Origin of the sequence: Ferribacterium limneticum (assembly GCF_020510585.1) — a bacterium.
GTDB lineage: Bacteria > Pseudomonadota > Gammaproteobacteria > Burkholderiales > Rhodocyclaceae > Azonexus.
This window is the reverse complement of sequence record NZ_CP075190.1, coordinates 2430119-2454680: the sequence shown is the minus strand read 5'-3', so window position 1 is coordinate 2454680 and position 24562 is coordinate 2430119. Positions and strand designations below refer to the sequence as shown.

Here is a 24562-nt window from a genome sequence, read left to right as displayed (position 1 = left end):
TTTACCCGCTGTTGCGCAGTCCGGAAGCGACGCCATTGATCGACAGGTGGATGCCGCGGGCGACGCGCTCGTCGGTTTCGCCAGCGCGGTGACGCTTGAGCAGTTCGACCTGCAGGTGGTTGAGCGGGTCCATGTAGGGCGAGCGCAGTTGTAGCGAGCGCTTGAGCATGGGGTTGTCGGCGAGGAAATCATCCTGTTCGAGAATGGCCAGCAGGTGCTTTCTGGTCAGCGCCCATTCGGCCTTGATCTGGCTGAAGATGCGCTCGCGCAGTTCAACATCGGCGACCAGTTCGGCGTAGCGCGAGGCGATGGCGAGGTCGGTCTTGGCCAGCACCATGTCCATGTTGGAGAGCAGGCTCTGGAAGAAGGGCCAGGATTTGACCATGCGGCGCAGCGTAGTCAGGCCTTGCGGATTGGCCTCCAGATAGCCGTCGACCGCAGCACCGAAGCCGTACCAGCCGGGCAGCATCAGGCGGCATTGCGCCCAGCTGAACACCCAGGGGATGGCTCGTAGATCTTCGATGCGCTCGGAGGCCTTGCGCGAGGCTGGGCGACTCCCGATGTTGAGCAGGGCGATTTCGGAAACCACCGTCGATTGGCGGAAATAGGTCGTGAAGCCCGGCGTTTCATAGACCAGGCCGCGATAGGCGTTGAAGGCGCGCAGCGAGAGCTCGTCCATTACGGCGTGGAACTGCTCGGCCGGCTCGACCTTGTTTTCATGGTCGGTCAGGCTGGCTTCGAGCGTCGCGGCGAGCAGCACTTCGAGGTTGCGGCGGCCGGTATCGGCGTTGCCGTATTTGGTCGAAATGACTTCGCCCTGTTCGGTCAGGCGGATCTGGCCGGAAACCGCGCCGGCTGGCTGGGCCAGGATGGCGTGATAGGTCGGGCCGCCACCGCGACCAACTGAGCCGCCACGGCCGTGGAACAGGCGCAGGCGAACGCCGTGCTGCTTGAAGACCTGGGCCAGTTCGATTTCGGCCTTGTAGAGTTCCCAGCCCGAGGTCAGGAAGCCGCCGTCCTTGTTGGAATCGGAGTAGCCGAGCATGACTTCGTGCTCGTCACCACGGCCGGCGATCAGTTCGCGGTAGGCCGGGATGGCGAAGACGCCGGCCATCGTTGCCGCGCTCTTCTGCAGGTCTTCGATGGTTTCGAAGAGCGGGATGATGTTCACTTCCAGCTTCGGCTGCGCGCCGGGCAGCAGCAGGCCGGATTCCTTGAGCAGCAGGGCGAGTTCGAGCAGGTCGGAAACGCCGTCGGTCTTCGAGATGATGCAATTGGGCAGCGCGGCGGCGCCGTAGCGCTGGCGCAGTTCGCGGGCGGCGAAGAAAATGGCCAGTTCGCCCTGCGTTTCCTCCGAATAGCTCAGGTAGGGCGAGTAAAGCGGGCGCGGGGTGCTGATTTCCACGGTCAACAGGGAAATTCGCTCAATTTCGGAAAGTGCTTCGTAGTCCGGGCAACGACCGGCCCCGGCCAGCAGTTCGGCGACGCTGCGGGCATGGACTTCGGAGTTCTGGCGCAGGTCGATCGGCGCCAGGTGGAAGCCGAAAACCTGCACTGCGCGCAGCAGCCGGCGCAGGCGGCCGCCCGCCAGGTTGCCGCTGCCGTTCAGCTTGAGCGAATTGTTGAGTACCTTGAGGTCGGCGCGCAGGGCTTCCGGCGTTTCGTAAGCATCGGCGTGGCCTATTTCGTGGCGCACTGGCTCGACATGGTCGAGCACGCGGGCGGTCGCGGCGAGGCGGGCATAAATGCCGGAGAGGGCGCGGCGATAGGGCTCGTCGGCGCGTTGCGGCGAGTGGTCGGTGGAGTGTTCGGCCAGCGCCAACAGTTCCGGCGTGACCTGAACGAGCAGGTCGGAGAGTGGCAATTCGCCGCCCAGTTCGTGGATTTCTTCGAGATAGTGATTGAGCGCCGCGGCCGATTGCAGGCGCAGGGCTTCACGCAGGATCTCGGCAGTAACAAACGGATTGCCGTCGCGGTCGCCGCCGATCCAGCTGCCGACGCGGAAGAAGGGCGGTAGCGCCCAATGGGTGTCGGGGTAGCGTTTTTGCAGTTGCTGCGTCGCCTGGATGTAGAGGCGCGGCAGTTCGGTGAAGAAGGTTTCCTTGAAGTAGGTGATGCCGTTCTTGACCTCGTCGAGCACCTTGAGGCGTACCGGGCGCAGCATGCGCGACTGCCACAGGGTGAGGATGGAATTGGCGATGCCGAGATCGTTCTCGGCTTCCTCTTCCGGCGTCATCTGCAGGCGTTCGCGCTGGTCGAGCAGGCGGGCCAGGTCGCGGTGGTTGCGGATCAGGCTCTGACGCTGGACTTCGGTCGGGTGGGCGGTGAGCACCGGGGCGACGACGGCATGGGCGAAGAAGTCGGCGATGGCTTCCGGCGAGACCGCTGCGGTCGACAGGGAATCCAGGGCAAAAATCAAACTGCCTTCGCGCGGCGGCGAGCCGGCCAGGTCGTGGGCGCGCCGCCGGCGGATGTGGTGCTCGTCCTCGGCAATGTTGGCCAGTTGCAGGAAGTAGCTGAAGGCGCGGACGACGGCCTGGGTGGTGTCGCGCGGCAGCGGGTCGAGCAGGGCGGCGAGTTCGTTGCGGGCTGCCGGGTCGCCGTCGCGGGCAAAACGCACGGCAGTCTGGCGGACGCGTTCGACGATGTCGAACACCGATTCGCCCTCCTGCTCACGGACTGTATCGCCGAGGATGCGGCCAAGCAGGCGAATATCGTCGCGAAGGGGTTCGTCCTTGCTGGTGTCCAGTGAGGCTTGATGCATGAGCTGTTTCCTGATCGAGTTTTTCGGTATTGTTCGTTTTTCTCGATATTCTGACCTCTGCGCTACAGGCTGGCAATCAGAATAAAAGTGTTTTGTACCGCGATGGCTGCTTAGTGCTTTCTGACCAAAAGTACCGACGCATCGGCCATCTTGGCCAGTTGTTCGGCCACCGAGCCAAGAATCAGCGTGGCCAGGCCGCGCTGGCCGTGACGGCCGATGACGATGAGGTCGACGCCGAGTTCTTTGGCCTTGTCGGAAATGACTTCTGAAATGCGCCGGTTGCTGGCTTCCAGCATCAGCGCTTCGGCATCGACATCAGTAACCGACGCCATGGCATCGTCGAGCAGCTTTTGCCCGCCCTTGATCAGGTTGGCGACGGCACCGTCGACATTGACGGCGTTGGTCATGGCGTGGCCATGCAGGTTGAGCACGGTTTCGTCGGCAACGTGGGTGATGTAAAGCTTGGCCTTGCTCGTCCGGGCAATGTGCAGCGCCTCGGCCAGTGCGCCGCGGGAGGTGGCGCTGTCGTCGATGGCGACCAGAATCTTCTTGTACATGGGTGCTCTCCTTGAATTTGTTTGATCGGACGTAACTTAGCAATTCGCCGGGGTTTGCGCTGTTAGGGAAATCCTCAACATGTTTGCTGCGGTCGACTGCATTTCTCGAGCAAATAGGCGATGGACTGGTAGTTGATGCCGGTTTCGGCAGTCAGGCCGATTTCGCAGGTGCGGTTGGTGGAGACGCCGCAGGCGCAGTTGGCCGGCAGATCCTTGTGGATGTGGCGCAGGGCGTGGCGGTTCAGTTCTGGCACAGCAAAACCACGGTCACCGGCAAAGCCGCAGCAGGTCACGCCGGCTGGTTCGATGATCTGCTCGACGCAGGCGGCGAGCAGGATTTTTAGCTTGGCGTCGGAGCCGGTCTTGCGCACGCTGCAATTGACGTGCAGGGCAACCGGGCCTGATTGCTTGCTGATCATCAGACGCGGCAGCAGCGCATCGACGGCGAATTCGTGGAAGTCGTAGAGTTTGAGGCGGTCGGCGAGATGTTTCTGCATGCGGACGGTGCAGGTGCTGGCGTCCATGATTACCGGGTATTTGCCGTTCTGCGAGGCTTTCATAAGCGCCGCTTCCAGCGTGTTGGACATACCGTCGGCTTCTTCGGCCATCCCCTTGCTGGCCAGCATCTGGCCGCAGCACAGGCTGTCGAAACCTTCTGGCAGGATCGGCGCGTAGCCAGCGCGGGTCAGCAGGTCGAGAATGACGTTGCCGAGTTGAGCTTCACCGGCCGTTGATGGGCCAAAGATGCGGCCGCCGCAAGTCGGGAAGTAGACGACCGGGTCGCCTTGCGTGGTGCGCGCCACTGGGGCTTTCCCGGCGTGCGGCATGTTCTTTTTCCAGGCACCGCCCGAAATGCGGCCGAGGAGGTTGTCGCCGAGGACGCCGGAAACGGCGTGGCCGACATTCAGGCCGAGGCGCGAGGCGTTGGCCAGCGTGCCGAAATGCTCCCCGGTCCAGGCATTGACGGCGCGCGCCGTGTCGCCAAGCTTACGCCCGCGCAGGCGGCGGGTCAGATCGCCGGTGTCGATGCCGACCGGGCAGGCTGTCGAGCACAGGCCGCAGGCGGCGCAGGTGTCGAGGCCCATGTAGGCGTAGTCCTCGCCGACGCTGCCAGCCGGTTCGCCCGCTGCAGCACGCCGCGCCAGTTCGCGCACGCTGGTGATGCGCTGGCGCGGGCTCAGCGTCAGGCGGTGCGAGGGGCAGAGCGGTTCGCAGAAGCCGCATTCGATGCAGCGGTCGACGATGTCTTCGGCGGCCGGCATCGGCTTGAGGTTTTCGAGGTGGGCGCGCGGATTGTCGTTGAGGATGACGCCCGGGTTGAGGCGGTTTTCCGGGTCGAACAAGGCCTTGATCCGGCGCATCAGGTCGGCTGCTTCCTTGCCCCATTCGAGCTCGACGAAGGGCGCCATGTTGCGGCCGGTGCCGTGCTCGGCCTTGAGCGAGCCGTCGTATTTATCGACCACCATGTGGCAGAGATCGTCCATGAAGCGGGCGTAACGGTCGACTTCGCTGGCATCGCCGAAATCCTGGGTGATGACGAAGTGCAGATTGCCTTCCAGCGCGTGGCCGAAAATGATCGCCTCGTGGTAGCCGTGGTGGCGGAGCAGGGCTTGCAGGTCGAGCGTGGCGTCGGCCAGGTTTTCAATGTGGAAGGCGACGTCCTCGATGAGCACCGTGGTGCCCGTGCGGCGCATGGCGCCGACGGCCGGGAAGGTGCCCTTGCGGACTTTCCAGTACATCTCGCAGGTCGCCGGATCGATCGAGAAAACCATCGGCTCCACCGTGGCGACGCCCGCCATCGCAGTATGGACTTGCGAAATTCGCTCATTTATCCCGTCGACCGTGGAAGACCGGACTTCGATGAGCAGTGCGGCGGCTTCCTCGCCCAATTCGCGCATGATGGCCGGTAGGCCGGGTTTGTTTTCAACCGAATGCAGGGCGGGGCGGTCGAGCAGTTCGACGGCGGAAACCGGCTGTGGCTTGAGGCGGATGACGGCCTCGCAGGCAGTGCGGATATCCGGGAAGAAAACCAGCGCTGACGCCTTGAACGGGTCTTCGACGACGGTGTTGTAGGTGATGCGCGACATGAAGCCGAGCGTGCCTTCTGAGCCGATCATCAGGTGGCTCAGGATGTCGATCGGATCTTCGTAATCGATCAGCGCGTTGAGGCTGTAGCCGGTCGTGTTCTTGATCTTGAACTTGTGGCGGATGCGCTCGGCCAGCTTCGGGTTGTTGCGCGTGTCGCGACCGAGGCGCTCCAGTTCGCCGAGCAGTACGGCGTGGCTCTTCGAGAAAGCATCGACGCTCATGTGATCCTCAGTGTCGAGCACGCTGCCGTCGGCCAGCATGACACGCATGCCGGCCAGCGTCCGGTAGCTGTTCTGGGCCGTGCCGCAGCACATGCCGGAGGCGTTGTTGGCAGCGATGCCACCGATCTTGGCGGCGCCGATGGAGGCGGGGTCAGGGCCGATCTTCTTGCCGAACGGGGCGAGACGACGGTTCACTTCGCCGCCGACGATGCCGGGGCCGACCTTGACCTGGCTGGCGTCGGCGTTGAGTTCATAGGTGGCGAAGCCTTCGCCGATCAGGGCGAGGATGCCATCGGTGATGGCCTGGCCGGAGAGGCTGGTTCCGGCGGCCCGGAAGGTGATGGGGCGGTTGTGTTGCTTGGCGGCATTTAAGACCTGGCGCGCTTCTTCCTCGTTTTCGATGACGGCGATGACCTCGGGCGTCAGGCGGTAGAAGCTTGCGTCGGTGCCATAGGCCAGGCGACGGAGGTCATCGACGATGATCTGGTGCGGCGGGAGGTGGTCGCTCAGGGCGTGGATGAGGTCGCTCATGGGTTTGTCTCGGATTTGTTATTTGGTGTTGCTTGATTGGCGTGATTTTCCGCGCTTGAGGCGCGTCTTACTTTCTTCTTGCTTCGCCAAGAAGAAAGTAAGCAAAGAAGAAGGCGACCCTGGGTCGGTGCCGGCGTTGCCGGTTCCCTGCGCTACTCGGCAGGCCGGGCGGCTGCGGAACTCGGGGCTTTGCCCCTCAAACAGTCCTCGCCGAAGTCCCCCGGCCTTCCTGCGTTGCTCGGCACCTCTCAAGGGGCCCGGTGAAACGATCCGTGCTTGAGCTTGGGAGCCTGAATAACAGATTTCATTTTTGGTTTTTTTTTCCGGTTGACCGTGGAAACCGGTTTTTTGCGACGAAATGGTGAGCCCGGACGTCTTTGGGGTCCCCGTGGAAGGCGCTGAGCAACGCAGCCGCTGGCGGATAAAGGGCGAGGACTGTCTGAGGGCGAAGCCCGAGTTCCGCAGCCCCCGCCAGTGGCGAGTAGCGCAAGGGACCGGCAAAGCCGGCGCCGCCCCCGGGGTCGCCTTTTCTTTGGCTACTTTCTTTTGGCGAAGCAAAAGAAAGTACGCCCGCCAGCAAGGCGGAAACCCAAGCCCGCCAAAGGAAAGCGTCATTCCCCGCGTTCCTTCAACATATCCCGCAACCGCCGAGGCGCCGGCTTCAAAGGAACCCGAACCGAAGTCCACGCCCCTTGCTTCGAAGGCATCAGCCACGAAAACCGACTCCCCAGCCAAGTCGCGACACCGTACAGGGAAGGAGAGCGATAAACCGCCGCCCACCCCTTCCAGACGGAAGTCATCAACCAGCTATACCCCGCCCCTTGCCCAACCATCGCAGGATTCGCATGCGGCGCCGTAAAAGCCTCCTCCCGCAACCGCATCAGCAACTCCGGAATCGGAATCTTCACCGGACAAACCTCGCCACAAGCCCCGCACAGCGAGGAGGCCGTGGCCATCGTGGAAGTCGCTTCCAGCCCTAGCATATGCGGCGAAATGATCTTGCCAATCGGCCCGGGATAGGTCGTCCCGTAGGCATGCCCGCCAATCCGCGTATAAACCGGGCAGTGGTTCATGCACGCCCCACAGCGAATACATTGCAGCGTCTTGCGCAATTGCTCATCGGCATAGGCTTGTGAACGGCCGTTATCGAGCAGCACGAGATGCACTTCGCTCGGGCCGTCCTTCTCGCCCGGCTTGCGTGGGCTGGAGATCATGTTGAAGTAGGTCGAAATATTCTGGCCGGTCGCCGAGCGCGTCAGCAAGGAGAGTAACGGCGGAATGTGCTCCAGTTTTTCGACGATCTTCTCGATGCCGGTGATGGCGATATGCACCGGCGGCGCCGTGGTGCACATCCGGCCATTGCCTTCGTTTTCGACCAGACACAGCGTGCCGGTTTCGGCGACAGCGAAATTGACACCGGAGAGGCCGATGTCGGCCTCCAGAAATTTCTGCCGCAGCACATTGCGGCCGATCTGGATCAGCGCATCGACATTGTCGGTGTAATCGACGCCTTCGACCTTGTCGGCGAAGAGTCGGGCGATTTCCTCCTTTGTCTTGTGGATGGCCGGCATGATGATGTGCGACGGCTTCTCTCCCGCCAACTGGACGATGTACTCGCCCATGTCCGATTCCAGCGCGCCGATCCCGGCGGCTTCGGCCGCGTGGTTGAGTTCGATTTCCTCGCTGACCATCGACTTGCCCTTGACCATCAGCTTGGCGCGGTGCTGCTGGCAGATGCCGAGGATGATGGCGTTGGCTTCGTCCGGCGTCTCGGCCCAATGGACCTGAATGCCGTTGCGCATCAGGTTGGCTTCGAGCTGTTCGAGCAGCGTCGGCAGCTTCGCGAGATTGTATTGGCGGATGCTTTCGCCCAGCGTGCGCAGGCTTTCGAGCTCTTCCGAATCGGGAAACTGCGCCGCCCGCTTGCTCATCAGGAAATCCATGGCGCCGCGGAAACTCTGGCGCAGGAAGGGGTTGTCGACGACGGCCTTGGAGCGGGCGCGGAAGCCTTCGGAGGGCTTGAACTCCAGGATGTGCTCGCTCATTGTTCGTCCTCCGTCAGCATCAGTACAACCAGTTCTTTAGGGCCATGCGCACCATAGGCCAGCGTCTGCTGGATGTCGGCCGTCTTCGAGGGGCCGGAGATGAGCAGTGCATTGGTCGGCAGGCCATTGGCCCAACCTTCCGCCTGCATCGCTTCGAAAAAGGTGTTGTAAATCTTGCCGGCGTCGAGCAGCACGACATGCACCGGCGGGACCAGCGACATCAGGCGTGGCTCGTCGGCATCGGGCCACAGAATCAGCGTCCCGGTTTCGGCAATCGCGGCGCGGGCAACGGTCAGGCTGGCCGGCGTCTGCTGGAACATTTCCGACTTCCAGGCTTCGATGGGCAAGTCGTAGGTCTGGCAGTCGATGCCGTGGCGCGGGAAGTCGTTGAGCACGGCGTCGCCATGCGCCGTTTCTTCGGCGACGAGCAGTTTGTTGATCTGCTTGGCGCGCAGGACTTCAAGCAGTTTGGCCAGCCAGTTGGCGGATGTCACCGCATGCACTTCGGCGTGTGCCAGTTCGATACAGGCGCGGAAGCGCTTGGCCTTGTCGGCTGCCGATTCAACGACGCGATGCGTCGCAAACCAGCCGGCGACATCAGGCAAGGCCGGTGTGGTCGACGGCATTTTTGCCTTCAATTTCGAAAGAATCCGATCACGGGCGTTCATTTCGAAGTCCTCCGCAGCAGGAAGCTGGCGATGTGTTCGCCGGGCAGGCTGGGTTTCGCGAGGCCTGCCTGTTTGTCCTTCCAGGCCGCGTGGCCGAGGATGTTCATGAGGCAGCCGCAATCGGCGCTGACGACGCGCTCGGCGCCGGTCGCCTTGAGCGCCTTGACCTTGTCCTCGACCATCGCCCCGGAAATTTCCGGTTGCTTGACCGAGAAGGTGCCGCCAAAGCCGCAGCATTCGGATTCGTGGTCCTGCTGCGCGACTTTCACGCCTTTCAGTCCGCCAAGCAGTTGGCGCCCGGTTAAATGCACGCCCATTTCTCGACGGGCCGAGCACGAGGTATGCAGCACGACGGTACAGTCGCTGCCCTTGTCTTCCGGCTGGAAATTCAGGACGTTGACCAGAAAGTCGGTCAGCTCATAGATGCGCGCCGAGAGGGCTTCAGCCTGGGCCTTGCGCACCGGGTCGGCAGCGAACAGCGTCGGATAGTGATGTTTCATCATGCCGGCGCAGGAGCCGGACGGTACGACGACCGGCCAGTCGTTCGGAAAGAGCGTCAATTGATGCGCCGCGACCTTGCGCGCTTCATCGGGAAAACCGCTCGTATAAGCCGGTTGACCGCAGCAGGTTTGTTCCTCCGGGAAATGCACACGGATACCTTCGCGCTCAAGCAGGGTGATGGCATCCATCCCGGCGCCGGGAAAGAACTGGTCGACGACACAGGTGGCAAAAAAATAAACGTCGCCAGGCCGTGCTACTGCGGATTCCGGTTGTTTCATCTTGTCTCCGTTGCGAATTATTTAACGGTAAAATGGTAAGACCAATATTCGTGTAGGTGAAAATTTACGTGAATACCGTGACTTAGTCAAATAACTAAGGGAATATCCTACACTTGCGCTTTACCGAAACGCTGATTAAAATGCGCTGGTCTTACCAATCATGCCGAGCCCGATGCCCATCAATAAAGTGCAGGTCCCGCGTATTTCCGATGCCGTCGCTGCTTCGCTGGAGCGCCGCATCCTGGAAGGCTCGCTGAAATCCGGCGACCGCCTGCCGCCGGAGCGCGAACTGTCGACCGAGTTTGGCGTCTCGCGTCCGTCGCTGCGTGAAGCGATTCAGAAACTGGCATCCAAGGGCATGGTGCAGAGCAAGCAGGGCGGTGGCACTTACGTCACCAATGCGCTCGAGGCGACTTTCTTCGACCCGTGGCAGGACATGATGGGCAGCCATCCCAATCTGCGCGAAGACATGCTCGAATTCCGCCGCATGCTTGAAGGCCAGGCCGCAGAGTGGGCCGCCGAGCGTGCCACCGAAGCCGATCTGACGCGACTCGGCCAGCGCTTCGCCGCGCTGAATGCCACCTTTACCAACGAAAATATGGATCAGCGCTCCGAAGCCGACATCGCCTTTCACCAGGCTGTCGGCGAGGCTGCCCACAATGCGCTGCTCGGCCATCTGTCGTCGGCCCTGCTGCGCCTGATGCACGACAACATCCGCCTCAATCTTGGCGAACTGAAAACCGTGCCGGCGGCCGGCAACTTGCTCAAGAGCCAGCACGCCGCCATCTACGAAGCAATCGTCGGCCGCAAGCCGCAAGCGGCCCGTGCTGCCGCCGAAACGCACATCGATTTCGTCCGCGAAACGCTGGCCCAAACCCTGCGCAGTGTCGCCCGCCGCGAAACTGCCGCCCGTCGTCTCAGCCCTGATTTTTCCGACTCCACTTCCTGATTTTCAATTCAACTTTCCTGTAAGGAACCCCCATGGAACCGCTCGTCCTACCTTTCGAAAAACTCCGAATGAACGACGTCGACAAAGTCGGCGGCAAGAACTCCTCGCTCGGCGAAATGATCAGCCAGCTGGCCGATACCGGCGTTCGCGTGCCGGGCGGCTTTGCCACGACGGCGCAGGCTTACCGCGATTTCCTGGCCCAGTCCGGCCTCGATGCCAAGATCAATGCCGTGCTCGACGTGCTTGATGTCGATGACGTCAATACCCTGGTCAAGACCGGCGCCGAGATTCGCCAGTGGATCATGGACACCCCGTTCCCGATGGACCTGACCATCGCCATCACCGAGCAGTACCAGCGCCTGGTCGCCGATTCGACCACCGACATGTCCTTCGCCGTGCGCTCTTCCGCCACTGCCGAAGACTTGCCGGATGCCTCCTTCGCCGGTCAGCAGGAAACCTTCCTCAACATCGTCGGCCTGGAAAACATCCTGCACGCCATCAAGGAAGTGTTCGCTTCCCTGTACAACGACCGCGCCATTTCCTACCGCGTGCACAAGGGCTTCGTTCATGCTGACGTCGCCCTGTCGGCCGGTATCCAGCGCATGGTTCGTTCCGACAAGGGCGCCGCCGGCGTGATGTTCACACTCGACACCGAATCCGGCTTCCGTGATGCCGTCTTCGTTACGTCTTCCTACGGCCTCGGCGAAACCGTCGTTCAGGGCGCTGTCAATCCGGACGAGTTCTACGTGCACAAGCCTATGCTGGCCGCCGGCAAGAAGGCCGTTGTGCGTCGCAACCTTGGTTCGAAGATGATCAAGATGACTTTTTCGGCTGAAAAGGTCGCCGGCAAGTCGGTCGTTACCGAGGAAGTCGAAGAATCCCTGCGTCACCAGTTCTCGCTTAATGACGAAGAAGTCATGGAGCTGGCCCGCTACGCCATGATCATCGAAGCCCACTACGGTCGTCCGATGGACATCGAATGGGGCAAGGACGGCATCGACGGCAAGCTCTACATCCTCCAGGCCCGTCCGGAAACCGTTCAGTCGCAGGCTGGTGCCGGCAAGGTCGAAAAATTCAAGCTCAAGTCCTTCTCCAAGGTGCTCGCCTCCGGCCGCGCCATTGGCCAGAAGATCGGTGTCGGCCCGGTCCGCATCGTTCATGATCCCAAGGAGATGGACAAGGTTCGGCCGGGTGACGTGCTCGTCGCCGACATGACCGACCCGAACTGGGAACCGGTCATGAAGCGCGCTTCGGCCATCGTCACCAACCGTGGCGGCCGCACTTGCCACGCCGCGATCATCGCCCGCGAACTGGGCATCCCGGCCATTGTCGGTTGCGGCGACGCGACCGAAACGCTGACCGAAGGCGAAATCGTCACAGCCTCCTGTACCGAAGGCGATACCGGCCACGTTTACCGCGGCAGCCTCGATTTCGAAGTCACCTCGCGCGATATCACCGCCATGCCGGACGTCCCGGTCAAGGTCATGATGAACGTCGGCAATCCGGAACTGGCCTTCGAGTTCGCCCAACTGCCGAATGCCGGCGTTGGTCTGGCCCGCGTCGAGTTCATCATCAACAACGTCATCGGTATCCACCCGAAGGCCATTCTTGACGTCGAGCGTTTGCCGGCTTCGAAGCGTGACGAAATCAAGCGCCGCGCCCGTGGCTATGCTTCGCCGAAGGAATTCTTCGTCGAGAAGCTGGTTGAAGGCGTGTCCACGATTGCTGCCGCCTTCTGGCCGAACCCGGTCATCGTCCGCCTCTCCGACTTCAAATCCAACGAGTACCGCAAGCTGCTTGGCGGCGAACTCTACGAGCCGGAGGAAGAAAACCCGATGCTCGGCTTCCGCGGCGCCTCGCGTTACATCGCCCAGTCCTTCCGCGACTGCTTCGAAATGGAATGCCGCGCCATGAAGAAGGTCCGTGAAGAAATGGGCCTGACCAACGTGCAACTGATGGTCCCGTTCGTCCGCACCGTCGGCGAAGGCCAGGGCGTCGTCGATCTGTTGGCCGAACATGGCCTGAAGCAGGGCGAAAACGATCTCAAGCTGATCATGATGTGCGAAATCCCGTCCAACGCCCTGTTGGCTGAAGATTTCCTCAAAATCTTCGACGGCTTCTCGATCGGCTCCAACGACCTGACCCAGCTCACCCTCGGCCTCGACCGCGATTCCGGCCTCGTCGCCAACCTCTTCGACGAACGCGACCCGGCCGTCAAGATGCTGCTCTCCATGGCAATCTCTGCCGCCAACAAGATGGGCAAATACATCGGCATCTGTGGTCAGGGCCCGTCCGACCACCCCGATCTGGCCGAATGGCTGATGGATCAGGGCATCAGCAGCATCTCGCTGAACCCGGACACCGTGGTGGACACCTGGACGCAGCTGGCGAGCCACAAGAAGGGCTGATATCCGTTCTGATAGCGGTTTCCACGGTCTACCGTAAAAATGAGCCAAAAATAAAAAGGCCGGGTTTCCCCGGCCTTTTCGTTTATACGTTGATGTTACTACGCGGCTGATAATTTTCTTTTAAAAGCAGATAGTTGGCCTTGTTGGATAGGGCTCGCTATACCGGCATATACCGCCCAAGAATACAACATGAGCCCCTCCTCTATCCTGACTAGAGCGCATTGATAACTTGTGCTGCGTGCTTCTTTGGACATGCCTTGCTGTGTGCGGGGCTGACTAGCTCTTGGGCCTACCTGCTGCCGGGCCTGCTCTCCATTGCCCTTTTTGTAAGCGGATTAGCCTACTGTCTTGCCCACTTCATCGCTACGAAGCTACCACTCACGGCCAAGGTGGCCGATTCGCCCCCTAGGCGTACGTCACTCTTGTGGGGCGCCCGATTGACTAAAGTTTTAGCTGGTGGCCTATGGTCCGCGATTTGAAGAGTTCGGTACTCAAGCAAGGGACGCCCGAGAACGTGTTCGCCAATTGCTGGGCTCTGAGGGTTCCGGGCCGGCAGGCCGCGTACTAGAGTACCCCTATGGCTATGTACTTCGAGTTGGAACGATGACGTGCACCATGTATTTTTTGACGAGCACGGCAAACTTGCTCACACCGCCATTATTAACCACTAACGTGGGTCATCTGCGTGGTAACACCCTTATGCGTCGTTTTTGGCAAAGTAAATATCAAGATCCGTTTACAGAATCAATGTGTCGATTTTTCTTACATGTGACATTGGTGAATATTAGCGGCAATGCCTAATTTATTGAAAATAGGCATTAATTGTTGTTGGCTCAAATTTTGCTCCTGTTTCCGCACAGTTCATGTTGGGTTCTAATAAATAGGGGGGTGCCATGAAATTGAATCGCTTTGTAGCAAGCTTGGTGTTCACAGCCGCATTGGGCGCTTCATCCGCAAGCCACGCACTTATTCAATCGGATATCGTGTTCATGGTTGATGAGTCTGGATCAATGGGGAATGTTCAAGCCAATTTGCGCACCAACATTGGGACATTTGCCAGCATTCTTGCGGGTGGCGGACTTGATGTGCGTTTTGCACTGGTCGGCTATGGCAACAATTTGGTCGTTCCACGAGTTCTCACTGATTTTACTAATGCCACGAATTTTGCCAATGCTGCCTTAGGTCTAGTGGTCAATGGCGGTACCGAGCCTGGTTATACCGCAACCGCATTTTCGTTGAATGCCTTTGGTGGCACTAATCTAAACTATCGCACCAATGCAGTTAAAAATCTGATGATTTTTACTGACGAGGCTTCGAATGGTGATACGACTGCTCGTGGCGGTGGTACAGCCTGGACTGAAGCGTTGGTTGATGCTCAGCTTACTGCTAACAATGCGCTTTTCAATGCCATCACTCGTGCTGGTGCTATTGCTTCCTATGATGATCTTGCTGCAGACCATGGTGGGCAATCTTTCGATTTGAATGGTTTGAATACAACCGATCAAACGGTAGTCGCTGCGTTTGTTCAGGCTTTCGCAACTGCCAAGCTGCAAGAAACTCTTGATTTTTGTGTCGCAAATCCAACCGCTCCTGAATGCCAAGGCTCCACTAGTGTTCCGGAACCAGGCTCTTTGGCTCTGCTTGGGTTGGCTTTGGCTGGCCTAGCAGGTTTGCGCAGAAAAGTAATTTATTGAAATAATGAAAATGGCTCGCTATCGCTGACATAGCGGATATATCAGAAATGTTGTCAGAGTGATGCCACGCTGTTCAGTGTCTCAATATAGATATCGTGTATAAAAACAAGGCCGGGGAAACCCGGCCTTTCTCGTTTCTTTGCCCCGATAATCGTTGTTTCAACAAACAAAACGAGCGATGGCCAGGCTTTCAATGGATGTGTCGGCGAATCTGATTGAGGGCTCGCATACGGTGTGCAATGTTCGGCGGGACTTCCCCGAGTGGCATCTCGGGCGCTCGCCCTATGTTTTCTGGGCTCTTGATGTCGATGTGCTGGCGGTCAGGGCTCTGGTGGCGCGGGCTGCAGTGCTTCTGGGCGGATACCTGCTCGACGGCTATGGTCGTCCGCCCCATGTCACGCTCGATCTGTGCGGTTTTCCCAGTGCGGCGCCGACGAGCGCCGACGAGTTTTCGCCAGCCATGTTGGAGCGCCAGTGTTCGGCGTTGCGGGCGGCTGGCGTGTCGGCCTTCGAGATCGAAGTGGGCGGCTTGTCGAGCTTTTCGTCGGCGCCATTTCTGGGTGCTGTCGATCGGGGTGGTCATATCGCGGCTGTGCGCGAGTGCCTGGCCGTTGATGGCCATTCCCGCTTATTTGGCGATTACGTGCCGCATGTGACGGTCGGGCTGTATGGCGGTGCCTGGCCGGCGGCAGAGATCGGGGCCTGCCTGGCCAGTTTTTCCGGGGAGGATCGAACACACTGCCGCATCGAGCGTATCAGCCTGATGGCTTACCAGCCTACCGAAATTGGCGGGCCGCTGAGTTGCCTGGCCGATTATCTGCTGGCCTCTGGCGAAATGCGCTGGCACAGAGCCTTGTTCTGAGCGATTTCAATTTTGGCCATTTTTTTCGGTAGACCGTAGCAAGCCCGGTTGACCGTGAGAATGGCGTTTTGAAGGCTAGCTCGCAGCCTCCGCCGCATGCTGGTCGGCGAGGATGTTGCCCCGGCAACTGCCGTGCCCCTTGATCCAGCAAATGGACGCATTGGCCAGTGTTTCAACAAGGTCGAGGGCGCCGATCATTTCTCGCAACACGGGGTCCTGCTTCAGGCCCTGCGTTATTCCGCGGTTCAGACGGATCACCGCATCCTGATTATCCGAAAACAATGCCAGTGGCTGGCTGGGGAACAAGTCTCGCGCCTGTTCCAGCGCAAACAGGGTAGCCTGCAATTCGAGTTCGTTGCTGCCGATGATGGCCACTGTCCGGGTTCTGACCAGCGCTTCGCTGTCTGGCGTGGCGAAGAGAATGGCCGCCAGTCCGCCATGTCGTTTCTGGCTGGCATCGCTGAAGATCTGCAGGTGCCCGGCGTAGAGCGGGGCGAGTCGCAAGGGCAACGGGTTCACCGACGGGTGAATGAGGCGAACAATCTTCTTTTTTCGTCTTCTCGGCATGGTGGCTGCAAGCATAGCCGAAACGCCGGTCCTGAAAAGGCGAAAGCCTCGTACCGGGGGGAGTACGAGGCTTTCTGGACGGCCCGGGGAGGGGGAGGTGGGTGGGGCCGTCAGGGCTGATGTCTGGTCAGCGCATGTGCTAAAGATAGGGGAGTTGCTTCCCGACCTCAAGTAACAGATTGCAACAGTGCGTGTCGTTGTGTGCGCGGCGCAATATTGTGCCGAGAGAGGCGCGCCGCCACCCGCTGGCGACGCGGTCAATCAATCGGCAAGCAGGCCGCTTGCCCCGAGTTCGCAGGCATGATGGCGCAAGTGGTCTTCGATGAAACTGGCGATGAAGTAGTAGCTGTGGTCGTAGCCGTGCTGCATGCGCAAGTCGAGCTGATGTCCGGCGGCCAGGGCGGCGATCTGCAGCGCCCCCGGCTTGAGCTGGACGGTCAGGAACTGGTCGCGGTCGCCCTGGTCGATCAGTATCGGTAGCCTTTCCTCAGCATTGGCCAGCAGATGGCTGGCATCCCATTCGCGCCATTGCGAGCGGTCTTCGCCGAGGTAGCGTGAAAAAGCCTTTTCGCCCCAGGGCACGATCATCGGATTGCAGATCGGCGCGAAGGCGGAAAGCGACTGGTAGCGACCCGGATTGCGCAAGGCGCAGACCAGTGCACCGTGGCCGCCCATCGAATGGCCGCTGATACCGCGCTTGTCGGAAACCGGAAAGCTGGCCTCGATCAGCGCCGGCAGTTCGTGTACGACGTAGTCGTGCATCCGGTAATGCTGCGCCCACGGGGCTTGCGTTGCGTTGAGGTAGAAACCGGCGCCGTGGCCGAAATCCCAGGCGCCGTCCGGATCGCCCGGCACGTCGTCGCCGCGCGGGCTGGTGTCGGGGGCGACGATGACCATGCCGAGTTCGGCGGCGAGCCGGTGGGCGCCGGCTTTCTGCATGAAATTCTCGTCGGTGCAGCTGAGGCCGGACAGCCAGTAGAGCACCGGCAGTTTTTCGCCGCTTTCGATCTGGGGTGGCAGATAAATCGAGAACACCATGTCGCAGCCGAGCGTGGCCGAGCGGTGCCGGTAGCGCTTGATCCAGCCGCCGGCGCTTTTCTGGCAGGAGAGGTTTTCGAGGGGCATGGCCGGTACCTTAGAAGTGAATGACGGTGCGGATGCTCTTGCCTTCGTGCATTAGGTCGAAGGCCTTGTTGATTTCTTCGAGCGGCATGGTGTGGGTGATGAAGGTGTCGAGCGGGATTTCTCCGGTGCGCGCCTTTTCGACATAACCCGGCAGTTCCGTACGGCCCTTGACGCCGCCAAAGGCCGAGCCGCGCCAGACGCGGCCGGTGACCAGCTGGAAGGGGCGGGTGCTGATTTCCTGGCCGGCCCCGGCCACGCCGATGATGGTCGATTCGCCCCAGCCCTTGTGGCAGCACTCGAGCGCGGCGCGCATGAGGTTCACGTTGCCGACGCACTCGAAGGAGTAATCGACGCCGCCATCGGTCATTTCGACGATGATGTCCTGAATCGGCTTGTCGTAATACTTCGGATTGACGCAGTCGGTGGCGCCCAGTTTGCGGGCGATTTCGAACTTGGCCGGGTTGATGTCGATGGCGATGATGCGCGAGGCCTTGGCCATTTTGGCGCCGATCACGGCGGCCAATCCGATGCCGCCCAGGCCGAAGACGGCGACGGTGGCGCCTTCCTCCACCTTGGCGGTATTGAGCACGGCGCCGATGCCGGTGGTAACGCCGCAGCCGAGCAAACAGACCTTTTCGAGCGGCGCGCTCTTCGGAATCTTGGCCAGCGAGATTTCCGGCAGCACGGTGTATTCGGAGAAGGTCGAGCAGCCCATGTAGTGGTAGATCGGCTGGCCGTTGTAGGAGAAGCGCGTCGTGCCGTCCGGCATCAGGCCCTTGCCCTGCGTGGCGCGCACGGCTTGGCAGAGGTTGGTCTTGCCCGACAGGCAGAACTTGCACTTGCCGCATTCGGCGGTGTACAGCGGAATGACGTGGTCGCCGACGACCAGCGAGGTGACGCCTTCGCCGATGGCTTCGACAATGCCGCCGCCTTCATGGCCGAGGATGGACGGGAAGATGCCTTCCGGATCGTCGCCGGACAGCGTGAAAGCATCCGTGTGACAGACGCCGGAAGCGATGATGCGGACCAGGACTTCACCGGCCTTGGGCGCTTCGACGTCGACTTCGACTATTTGCAGGGGCTGACCAGCAGCAAAGGCAACAGCGGCGCGGGACTTGATCGACATGGCGGAACTCTCAAAACGGTGACAATAGTGCTGAGTATAATTAGCGCTCGGTTGCGGATAAATTGCCGTTTAAGAAATGATTGTTGCTGAATAGGGATAATGGTTTGCGCCGGGGAGGGGCCGAAAATGAGTCGCTGGGAAGGACTGGATGAATTCGTCGCCGTCGCCGAGTGCGGCAACTTCTCGCGCGCTGCCGAACGCCTGCGCCTGTCGTCGTCGCACGTCAGCCGGCAGGTGGCGCTGCTCGAAGAACGCCTGCAAGCCCGATTGCTCTACCGGACGACGCGTCGCGTTTCGCTGACTGAAGCCGGCAAGACTTTCCTCGCCCGTTGCCAGCGCCTGATCGAAGAGCGCGACGAAGCCTTCCTGACCATTGGCGACCTGCACAGCGCGCCGACCGGCCTGCTGCGCATGACGGCTGCCGTGGCCTATGGCGAGCGTTTCATCGTGCCGCTGGTCAATGAATTCATGGCCGGCTACCCGGCGCTAAAGGTCGAAATCGATCTGACCAACCGCACCCTCGACATGGTCCATGAAGGTTTCGATCTGGCCATCCGCCTCGGCCGGCTCAGCGAATCGAGCCTGGTCGCCACCCGGCTGGCGCCGCGCGCCATGTATCTATGCGCCGCGCCGGCCTACCTGGAAAAATACGGTCGGCCGCATACTCTGTCCGAACTCGGCCAGCACAACTGCCTGATCGGCACCAGCGACATCTGGAGCTTTCAGCATGCGGGGCGCGATTACCAGTTCCGTGCCAGCGGCAACTGGCGCTGCAACAGCGGCCAGGCGGTGCTCGACGCCGCCCTGCGCGGTTTCGGCCTGTGCCAGTTGCCGGACTATTATGTCCTCGAACCCTTGCGCCGGGGCGAACTGGTTTCCCTGCTCGATGCCAACCAGCCGCCCAACACCGCTGTCTGGGCCGTTTATCCGCAACGACGCTACTCGCTGCCCAAGGTGCGTTTGCTGGTCGATGTGCTCAAGGCCGGATTGGCGTTGTGTCCGGAATATCGGGTGCAGGTCGGAGATCAAACAGTATGAGTCTTTTTCAGTAGCCAGGCAGCCCGTCGTTTTCCTCGGCAGACCCCGCATCTGCTAAGATTCGGCCCTGATTTTTCAGGCTTCTTCCCTTGTCTTCCCTCCCGGAAATATTCTCTCCCGAAGGCCCGCTCGCCCGGGCCATCAGCGGTTATCGCATCCGCGAACAGCAGCTCGACATGGCCGAGCGCATCGCCGCCGCCATCAAAGGCTGTTCGGTCTTCATCGCCGAGGCCGGCACCGGCACGGGCAAGACCTTCGCCTACCTCGTCCCGGCACTCCAGTCGGGCGGCAAGGTCATCGTGTCGACCGGCACCAAGACCCTGCAGGACCAGCTCTTCAACAAAGACCTGCCGATGGTCCGCGACGCCCTCAAGGCGCCGGTCAAGATCGCCTTGTTGAAGGGCCGGGCCAACTACGTTTGCCCTTACCACCTGCAACACGCCATCGCCGATGGCCGTTTCCTGACCCGCGAGGATGCCGCCGACGCGCGTCGTATCTCGGTCTTCGCCAAGACCACGCAGAGCGGCGACAAGGCCGAATGCATCGAGGTTTCCGAGAACTCACCGGTGTGGAGCCACGCCACCTCGACGCGCGACAACTGCCTCGGCCAGGAGTGTCCGGATTACAAGGAATGCTTCGTCATGCTCGCCCGGCGCGAGGCGATGGCGGCCGATCTGGTTGTCGTCAATCACCACCTGTTCTTCGCCGACGTCATGCTCCGCGACGAAGGCATGGCCGAACTGCTGCCGGCCTGCAACACGGTCATCTTCGACGAAGCCCACCAGTTGCCGGAGGTGGCGACGCTGTTCTTCGGCGACAGCATTTCGACGGCGCAGGTGCTCGATCTGGCCCGCGATGTCCGCGCTGAAGCATTGACCAACGCCCGCGACTGCCTGGCGCTGCCGGAAACCAGCAAGAAAGTCGAAAAGGCCGCCAAGGATCTGCGTCTGGCCGTCGGCGTCGACAGCGGCCGCTTCTCCTACGGTCAACTGGAAGAAAAGCCCGATTTTGAAATCGCCCTAAAGGCGCTCGAAGCCGAGGTCGTTGCCTTTGCCGCCTTGCTCGAAACCCAGGCCGAACGCGCCGAGGGGCTGGAGAAGTGCTGGCAACGCGCCACCGAGCTCGTCCAGCACCTCGGCCAGTGGCAGAACCCGACGCCCGGCTACGTCCGCTGGGCCGAAGCCTTCACCCATTCGCTTCAGCTCAACGCCACGCCGCTCAACGTCGCCGAAATTTTCCGCAAGCAGATGGGCGGCCATCCGCGGGCGTGGATCTTCACCTCGGCTACCCTGGCCGTGCAGGGCAAGTTCCATCACTACTGCGCCGAACTCGGCCTAGGCGAGCCGGATTCCGCCTGCTGGCACAGCCCCTTCGACTACGACAAGCAGGCCATTCTCTACGCCCCGCTCGGCATGCCCGACCCGAACGCCTGGAACTACACCGACGCCGTCGTCGAGGCCGCCTGGCCGGCCGTCAAGGCGGCCAACGGCGGGGCCTTCTTCCTGTGCACCAGCCTGCGCGCCATGCGCCGCACGCACGAACTGCTCAAGGCCAAGCTCGAAGACGAAAACATCGACATGCCGTTGCTCGTTCAGGGCGAGGGCAGCAAGAACGACCTGCTGCAACGCTTCCGGCACCATGGGAATTCGATACTGGTCGGCAGCCAGAGCTTCTGGGAAGGCGTCGACGTGCGCGGCGAGGCGCTGTCGCTCGTTGTCATCGACAAGATTCCCTTCGCGCCGCCCGACGATCCAGTGCTCTCGGCGCGCATCGAGCAGATGAAAAAGGAAGGCCGCAACGCCTTCATGGAATACCAGCTGCCGCGCGCCGTTATCAACGTCAAGCAGGGCGCCGGCCGGCTGATCCGCGACGAGAACGACAAGGGCGTGCTCATGATGTGCGATCCACGACTTATATCAAAGCCGTATGGCCGCCGCGTCTGGCAAAGTCTGCCACCCATGAAACGGACCCGCGAACTGCAGGTCGTCCTCGATTTCTTCGCCAACCGGTAAAGCGGATGAAAACCATCTTCGAGCAAATGCGCGCCCAGCAGCCGCAATTCTTTTCCAGCGCCGACATCACCATCGCCGCCGGGCCGATGCAGGCCATGGCCGACATCATCACGGCCATCGAATCGGTCATCGCCATGCCGGCCTATCAGGCGCACGCGCTGGCCCAGGCGCCGGAAATCGCCCGCCTGCCGGTCAAGTCGCGCGGCGTCTTCATGGGCTACGATTTTCATCTGACCGAGAGCGGCCCCAAGCTCATCGAAATCAATACCAACGCCGGCGGCGGCCTGCTCAACGTCTACCTGCTCGCCTCGCATGGCCACGCGGAAGAGGGCGCCCGGATTCGCGAAGAGTTCGTCGCCATGTTCCGCAAGGAATGGCGTCTGGAACGCGGCGACGCACCGCTGCAACGCATCGCCATCGTCGACGAAAACCCGGCCGAACAGTTTCTCGCCCCCGAATTCGCGCTCTTCAAGGAACTCTTCGAGCAGCATGGCATTGCCGCCGTGGTGGCCGATCCGGGCGAATTCGAGAGCGACGGCGAGCAACTTTTGCACGCCGGCCAGCCCATCGACCTGATTTACAACCGCCTGACCGACTTTGCGCTCGATGCTACGGTCAACCGGAAAATTCGGGCAATTTTCGAATCGGGCGGCGTTGTCATCACGCCACATCCGCGCGCCCACGCCCTCTACGCCGACAAGCGCAACCTCATGCAGCTCTCCGACGACACCGCGCTGCAGGTGCTGGGCGTCGACGAAGCCACCCGCCAGACCCTGCTCGCCGGCATTCCGAAAACCGTCGCCGTCACGCCTGAACAGGGCGAACAATTCTGGGCCGAACGCAAACGCTGGTTTTTCAAGCCGCCCGCCGGCTTCGGCGGCCGCGCCGCCTATCGTGGCGACAAGCTGACCAAGCGCGTCTTCGAGGAAATCCTGCACGGCGGCTACATCGCCCAGGAAATCGCGCTGCCTTCCGAGTATGTCGTGCCCGTCGACGGCGTTGAAACGACCATGAAGGCCGACATCCGCTGCTACGTCTACGCCGGCCGCATCCAGCTCGTCGCCGCCCGCCTGTACCAAGGCCAAACCACCAATTTCCGGACGCTGGGCGGCGGTTTTGCCCCGGTTTTCGTCGCCTGAACGGTTAAAATCCGCCCATGAAAGTTTTCGGTATCGCCGGTTATTCCGGTTCCGGCAAGACGACTTTGCTGGAAAAGCTCATCCCCCAGCTGACGGCGCGTGGCCTCAAGGTGTCGGTCATCAAGCACGCCCACCACGGTTTCGACATCGACAAGCCGGGCAAGGATTCCTACCGTCACCGCGAAGCCGGCGCCACCGAGGTGCTGCTCTCCTGCGGCGACCGCTGGGCGCTCATGCACGAGCGGCGCGACGAGGTTGAGCCGACGCTCAACGAACTGATCGGCCACCTCTCACCCTGCGACCTCGTGTTGATCGAAGGCTTCAAGCAGGAACCGGTGCCCAAGCTCGAAGTCTACCGGCCGGAGAACGGCAAGCCGCCGCTCTTCCCCGAACGCAACGACATCGTCGCCGTGGCCACCGACGCCGCCATCGAAACCAGCCTGCCGACGCTGCCGCTCAACGACTACGCCGCGATGGCCGATTTCGTCATGAACCACCTAAATTTGCAGGCCCGCCCATGCTGAGTTTTGAACAAGCCCTGGAAAAGCTGCTGGCCGCCGCCCAGGCGGTCGAGGAAATCCGCTCGCTGCCGATTACCGCCGCTGCCGGCCGCATTTTGGCCGTTTCGCAGCAGTCGACCGTAGCAGTGCCGCCGCTCGACAACTCGGCCATGGACGGCTACGCCGTGCGCGTCGCCGACATCACCGCCGCCGGCGTCTGCCTGCCGGTCAGCCAGCGCATTCCGGCCGGCACGGTCGGCACCACCTTGCAGCCGGGCACGGCAGCCCGCATCTTCACCGGCGCCCCGGTCCCGGCCGGCGCCGACGCCGTGATCATGCAGGAACGCTGCGAACATGGTGAAAACGGTGTCGTTATCAACCACGTCCCGCGCGATGGCGAGAACATCCGCCGCGCTGGCGAAGACATCTCGGTCGGTGCCGAAATCCTCAAGGCTGGCATCAAGCTGCGCCCGCAGGAAATCGCCCTGGCCGCCTCGGCCGGCCTGCCCGAACTGCCGGTCTATCGCCGTGTGCGCGTCGGCGTCTTCTTCACCGGCGACGAACTCGTTCAGCCGGGCGAGCCGCTGCCGCCGGGCGCCATCTACAACTCCAACCGCTACGCCCTGCGCGCGCTGCTCGAAGGCATGGGCTGCGAAGTCCGTGACCTCGGCGCCGTCGCCGATACGCTCGAAGCCACCCGCGACGCCCTGCGCCGCGCCGCGGCCGACAACGATCTGGTGCTGACCAGCGGCGGCGTCTCGGTCGGCGAGGAAGACCACGTCAAGCCGGCCGTCGAGGCCGAAGGCAGCCTGAATATGTGGAAAATCGCCATCAAGCCCGGCAAGCCGCTGGCCTTCGGCGAAATCCGCAAGCGAGATGGAAACACCGACGGCAAGGCCTGGTTCCTTGGCCTGCCGGGCAACCCGGTCGCCGCCTTCGTCACCTTCATGACCATGGTTCGCCCGTTCATCCAGCGTTTGCAGGGGGCGGCCAGCGTTTCGCCGCGCATCCTCAACCTGCCGTGCGCCTCGGTGTGGGGCAGGGCCGATGGCGCCCGCCTTGAGTTCCTCCGCGCTTCGCTCAACGCGCAAGGCGCCGTCGAGCTGTACAAAAACCAGGGCTCGGCCGTCGTTACCTCGCTGTGCTGGAGCGACGGGCTGGTCCTCAACCCGCCGGGCAACACCATCGCCGTCGGCGACACGGTGCGCTTTGTATCCTTCGCGGAGCTGCTGTCGTGAGCGTCAGGATTCTCTACTTTGCCGGCCTCAAGGAGGCCCTCGGCCTGCCTGGCGAAACCGTCGAGCTGCCGGCCGGTATCGCCACCGTCGGCGGCTTGCGTGACTGGCTGGTCGGCCAGGGGCGCGACAAGCTGGTTACCGCCAAAAACCTGCGCTGCGCCGTCAATCAGGACATGGCGAAACTTGATGCCACAATAAAAGACGGCGACGAAATAGCCTTCTTCCCGCCGGTCACCGGCGGCTGAAAATAG

The 24562-nt window shown here is 61.5% G+C and carries 19 protein-coding genes; 10 read left to right on the top strand and 9 right to left on the bottom strand.

Translation table 11 applies throughout. The features are described 5' to 3' along the window. Position 1: 1 nt before the first annotated feature. The 6 genes from ppc to KI613_RS11990 all read right to left on the bottom strand — a co-directional run bounded on the left by ppc (position 2) and on the right by KI613_RS11990 (position 9653). A complete protein-coding gene (ppc, locus tag KI613_RS12015) occupies positions 2 to 2764 on the bottom strand; it encodes a phosphoenolpyruvate carboxylase (RefSeq protein WP_226399746.1) in 2763 nt (920 codons plus the stop codon). Positions 2765 to 2874: 110 nt separating this feature from the next. Then, positions 2875 to 3321, bottom strand: coding sequence for a universal stress protein (locus KI613_RS12010; protein ID WP_226399745.1), 447 nt, complete (start codon positions 3319 to 3321; stop codon positions 2875 to 2877). Between the two features lie 74 nt (positions 3322 to 3395). Then, positions 3396 to 6161 carry an FAD-binding and (Fe-S)-binding domain-containing protein gene (locus KI613_RS12005; RefSeq protein ID WP_226399743.1) on the bottom strand — a complete coding sequence of 922 codons (2766 nt, stop codon included), beginning with the start codon at positions 6159 to 6161 and terminating at the stop codon, positions 3396 to 3398. 611 nt (positions 6162 to 6772) lie between these two features. Continuing rightward, the gene (locus KI613_RS12000; RefSeq protein WP_226399731.1) at positions 6773 to 8206 is read right to left on the bottom strand and encodes a LutB/LldF family L-lactate oxidation iron-sulfur protein; all 1434 of its coding nucleotides are present in this window, start codon (positions 8204 to 8206) and stop codon (positions 6773 to 6775) included. Continuing rightward, entirely contained in the window at positions 8203 to 8874 is a 672-nt protein-coding gene (locus KI613_RS11995) for a LutC/YkgG family protein (RefSeq protein ID WP_226399729.1), read from the bottom strand. The genes KI613_RS12000 and KI613_RS11995 overlap by 4 nt, the downstream gene beginning before the upstream one ends. After that, complete coding sequence (locus KI613_RS11990) at positions 8871 to 9653, bottom strand: (Fe-S)-binding protein (RefSeq protein WP_226399727.1); 783 nt, start codon at positions 9651 to 9653, stop codon at positions 8871 to 8873. Before KI613_RS11990 ends, KI613_RS11995 begins: the two co-directional genes overlap by 4 nt. 172 nt (positions 9654 to 9825) lie before the next feature. Here KI613_RS11990 and KI613_RS11985 point away from each other — a divergent pair, with 172 nt between their 5' ends. From KI613_RS11985 to KI613_RS11970, 4 genes are all read left to right on the top strand, one after another. Further along, complete coding sequence (locus KI613_RS11985) at positions 9826 to 10602, top strand: GntR family transcriptional regulator (protein ID WP_226399725.1); 777 nt, start codon at positions 9826 to 9828, stop codon at positions 10600 to 10602. Between the two features lie 32 nt (positions 10603 to 10634). Next, a complete protein-coding gene (gene ppsA / locus KI613_RS11980; protein WP_226399713.1) occupies positions 10635 to 13010 on the top strand; it encodes a phosphoenolpyruvate synthase in 2376 nt (791 codons plus the stop codon). An 893-nt stretch (positions 13011 to 13903) separates the two neighbouring features. Beyond that, positions 13904 to 14704 carry a vWA domain-containing protein gene (locus KI613_RS11975; RefSeq protein ID WP_226399711.1) on the top strand — a complete coding sequence of 267 codons (801 nt, stop codon included), beginning with the start codon at positions 13904 to 13906 and terminating at the stop codon, positions 14702 to 14704. A 178-nt stretch (positions 14705 to 14882) separates the two neighbouring features. Next, positions 14883 to 15566, top strand: a complete 684-nt coding sequence (locus KI613_RS11970; protein ID WP_226399709.1) for a 2'-5' RNA ligase family protein — start codon at positions 14883 to 14885, stop codon at positions 15564 to 15566. A gap of 75 nt (positions 15567 to 15641) precedes the next feature. On the opposite strand, the gene KI613_RS11965 is transcribed toward KI613_RS11970, so the two are convergent. The 3 genes from KI613_RS11965 to KI613_RS11955 form a co-directional block, all read right to left on the bottom strand. Then, the gene (locus tag KI613_RS11965) at positions 15642 to 16133 is read right to left on the bottom strand and encodes a ribonuclease HI (RefSeq protein WP_226399707.1); all 492 of its coding nucleotides are present in this window, start codon (positions 16131 to 16133) and stop codon (positions 15642 to 15644) included. 261 nt (positions 16134 to 16394) lie between these two features. Next, entirely contained in the window at positions 16395 to 17258 is an 864-nt protein-coding gene (gene fghA / locus KI613_RS11960; RefSeq protein WP_226399705.1) for an S-formylglutathione hydrolase, read from the bottom strand. Positions 17259 to 17268: 10 nt separating this feature from the next. Then, complete coding sequence (locus tag KI613_RS11955; RefSeq protein ID WP_404826919.1) at positions 17269 to 18384, bottom strand: S-(hydroxymethyl)glutathione dehydrogenase/class III alcohol dehydrogenase; 1116 nt, start codon at positions 18382 to 18384, stop codon at positions 17269 to 17271. 126 nt (positions 18385 to 18510) lie between these two features. Between KI613_RS11955 and KI613_RS11950 the strand changes: the two genes are divergently transcribed. The 6 genes from KI613_RS11950 (at position 18511) to moaD (ending at position 24556) form a co-directional block, all read left to right on the top strand. Then, positions 18511 to 19422, top strand: a complete 912-nt coding sequence (locus tag KI613_RS11950; protein ID WP_226399703.1) for a LysR family transcriptional regulator — start codon at positions 18511 to 18513, stop codon at positions 19420 to 19422. A gap of 89 nt (positions 19423 to 19511) precedes the next feature. Continuing rightward, on the top strand, positions 19512 to 21434 hold the full coding sequence (locus KI613_RS11945; protein ID WP_226399701.1) for an ATP-dependent DNA helicase: 1923 nt from the start codon (positions 19512 to 19514) through the stop codon (positions 21432 to 21434). 5 nt (positions 21435 to 21439) lie between these two features. Further along, a complete protein-coding gene (locus KI613_RS11940; protein WP_226399699.1) occupies positions 21440 to 22573 on the top strand; it encodes a hypothetical protein in 1134 nt (377 codons plus the stop codon). Between the two features lie 17 nt (positions 22574 to 22590). Then, on the top strand, positions 22591 to 23097 hold the full coding sequence (mobB, locus tag KI613_RS11935) for a molybdopterin-guanine dinucleotide biosynthesis protein B (RefSeq protein WP_226399697.1): 507 nt from the start codon (positions 22591 to 22593) through the stop codon (positions 23095 to 23097). Beyond that, the gene (locus KI613_RS11930) at positions 23091 to 24311 is read left to right on the top strand and encodes a molybdopterin molybdotransferase MoeA (protein WP_226399695.1); all 1221 of its coding nucleotides are present in this window, start codon (positions 23091 to 23093) and stop codon (positions 24309 to 24311) included. Before mobB ends, KI613_RS11930 begins: the two co-directional genes overlap by 7 nt. Then, positions 24308 to 24556 (top strand): molybdopterin converting factor subunit 1, encoded by a 249-nt coding sequence (gene moaD, locus KI613_RS11925; RefSeq protein ID WP_226399693.1) that lies wholly within the window; start codon positions 24308 to 24310, stop codon positions 24554 to 24556. Before KI613_RS11930 ends, moaD begins: the two co-directional genes overlap by 4 nt. The last annotated feature ends 6 nt before the right edge of the window (positions 24557 to 24562 follow it).

Excerpts from the sequence above, each read along its gene's own strand:
- KI613_RS11995 (WP_226399729.1), bottom strand. The coding sequence starts at position 8,874 with ATGAACGCCCGTGATCGGATTCTTTCGAAATTGAAGGCAAAAATGCCG.
- mobB (WP_226399697.1), top strand. The coding sequence starts at position 22,591 with ATGAAAGTTTTCGGTATCGCCGGTTATTCCGGTTCCGGCAAGACGACT.
- KI613_RS11990 (WP_226399727.1), bottom strand. The coding sequence starts at position 9,653 with ATGAAACAACCGGAATCCGCAGTAGCACGGCCTGGCGACGTTTATTTT.
- KI613_RS12005 (WP_226399743.1), bottom strand. The coding sequence starts at position 6,161 with ATGAGCGACCTCATCCACGCCCTGAGCGACCACCTCCCGCCGCACCAG.
- KI613_RS11930 (WP_226399695.1), top strand. The coding sequence starts at position 23,091 with ATGCTGAGTTTTGAACAAGCCCTGGAAAAGCTGCTGGCCGCCGCCCAG.
- KI613_RS11975 (WP_226399711.1), top strand. The coding sequence starts at position 13,904 with ATGAAATTGAATCGCTTTGTAGCAAGCTTGGTGTTCACAGCCGCATTG.
- KI613_RS11955 (WP_404826919.1), bottom strand. The coding sequence starts at position 18,384 with ATGTCGATCAAGTCCCGCGCCGCTGTTGCCTTTGCTGCTGGTCAGCCC.
- KI613_RS11940 (WP_226399699.1), top strand. The coding sequence starts at position 21,440 with ATGAAAACCATCTTCGAGCAAATGCGCGCCCAGCAGCCGCAATTCTTT.
- fghA (WP_226399705.1), bottom strand. The coding sequence starts at position 17,258 with ATGCCCCTCGAAAACCTCTCCTGCCAGAAAAGCGCCGGCGGCTGGATC.
- KI613_RS11965 (WP_226399707.1), bottom strand. The coding sequence starts at position 16,133 with ATGCCGAGAAGACGAAAAAAGAAGATTGTTCGCCTCATTCACCCGTCG.
- ppsA (WP_226399713.1), top strand. The coding sequence starts at position 10,635 with ATGGAACCGCTCGTCCTACCTTTCGAAAAACTCCGAATGAACGACGTC.
- KI613_RS12010 (WP_226399745.1), bottom strand. The coding sequence starts at position 3,321 with ATGTACAAGAAGATTCTGGTCGCCATCGACGACAGCGCCACCTCCCGC.
- KI613_RS11970 (WP_226399709.1), top strand. The coding sequence starts at position 14,883 with ATGGCCAGGCTTTCAATGGATGTGTCGGCGAATCTGATTGAGGGCTCG.
- KI613_RS11985 (WP_226399725.1), top strand. The coding sequence starts at position 9,826 with ATGCCCATCAATAAAGTGCAGGTCCCGCGTATTTCCGATGCCGTCGCT.
- ppc (WP_226399746.1), bottom strand. The coding sequence starts at position 2,764 with ATGCATCAAGCCTCACTGGACACCAGCAAGGACGAACCCCTTCGCGAC.
- KI613_RS12000 (WP_226399731.1), bottom strand. The coding sequence starts at position 8,206 with ATGAGCGAGCACATCCTGGAGTTCAAGCCCTCCGAAGGCTTCCGCGCC.
- KI613_RS11950 (WP_226399703.1), top strand. The coding sequence starts at position 18,511 with ATGAGTCGCTGGGAAGGACTGGATGAATTCGTCGCCGTCGCCGAGTGC.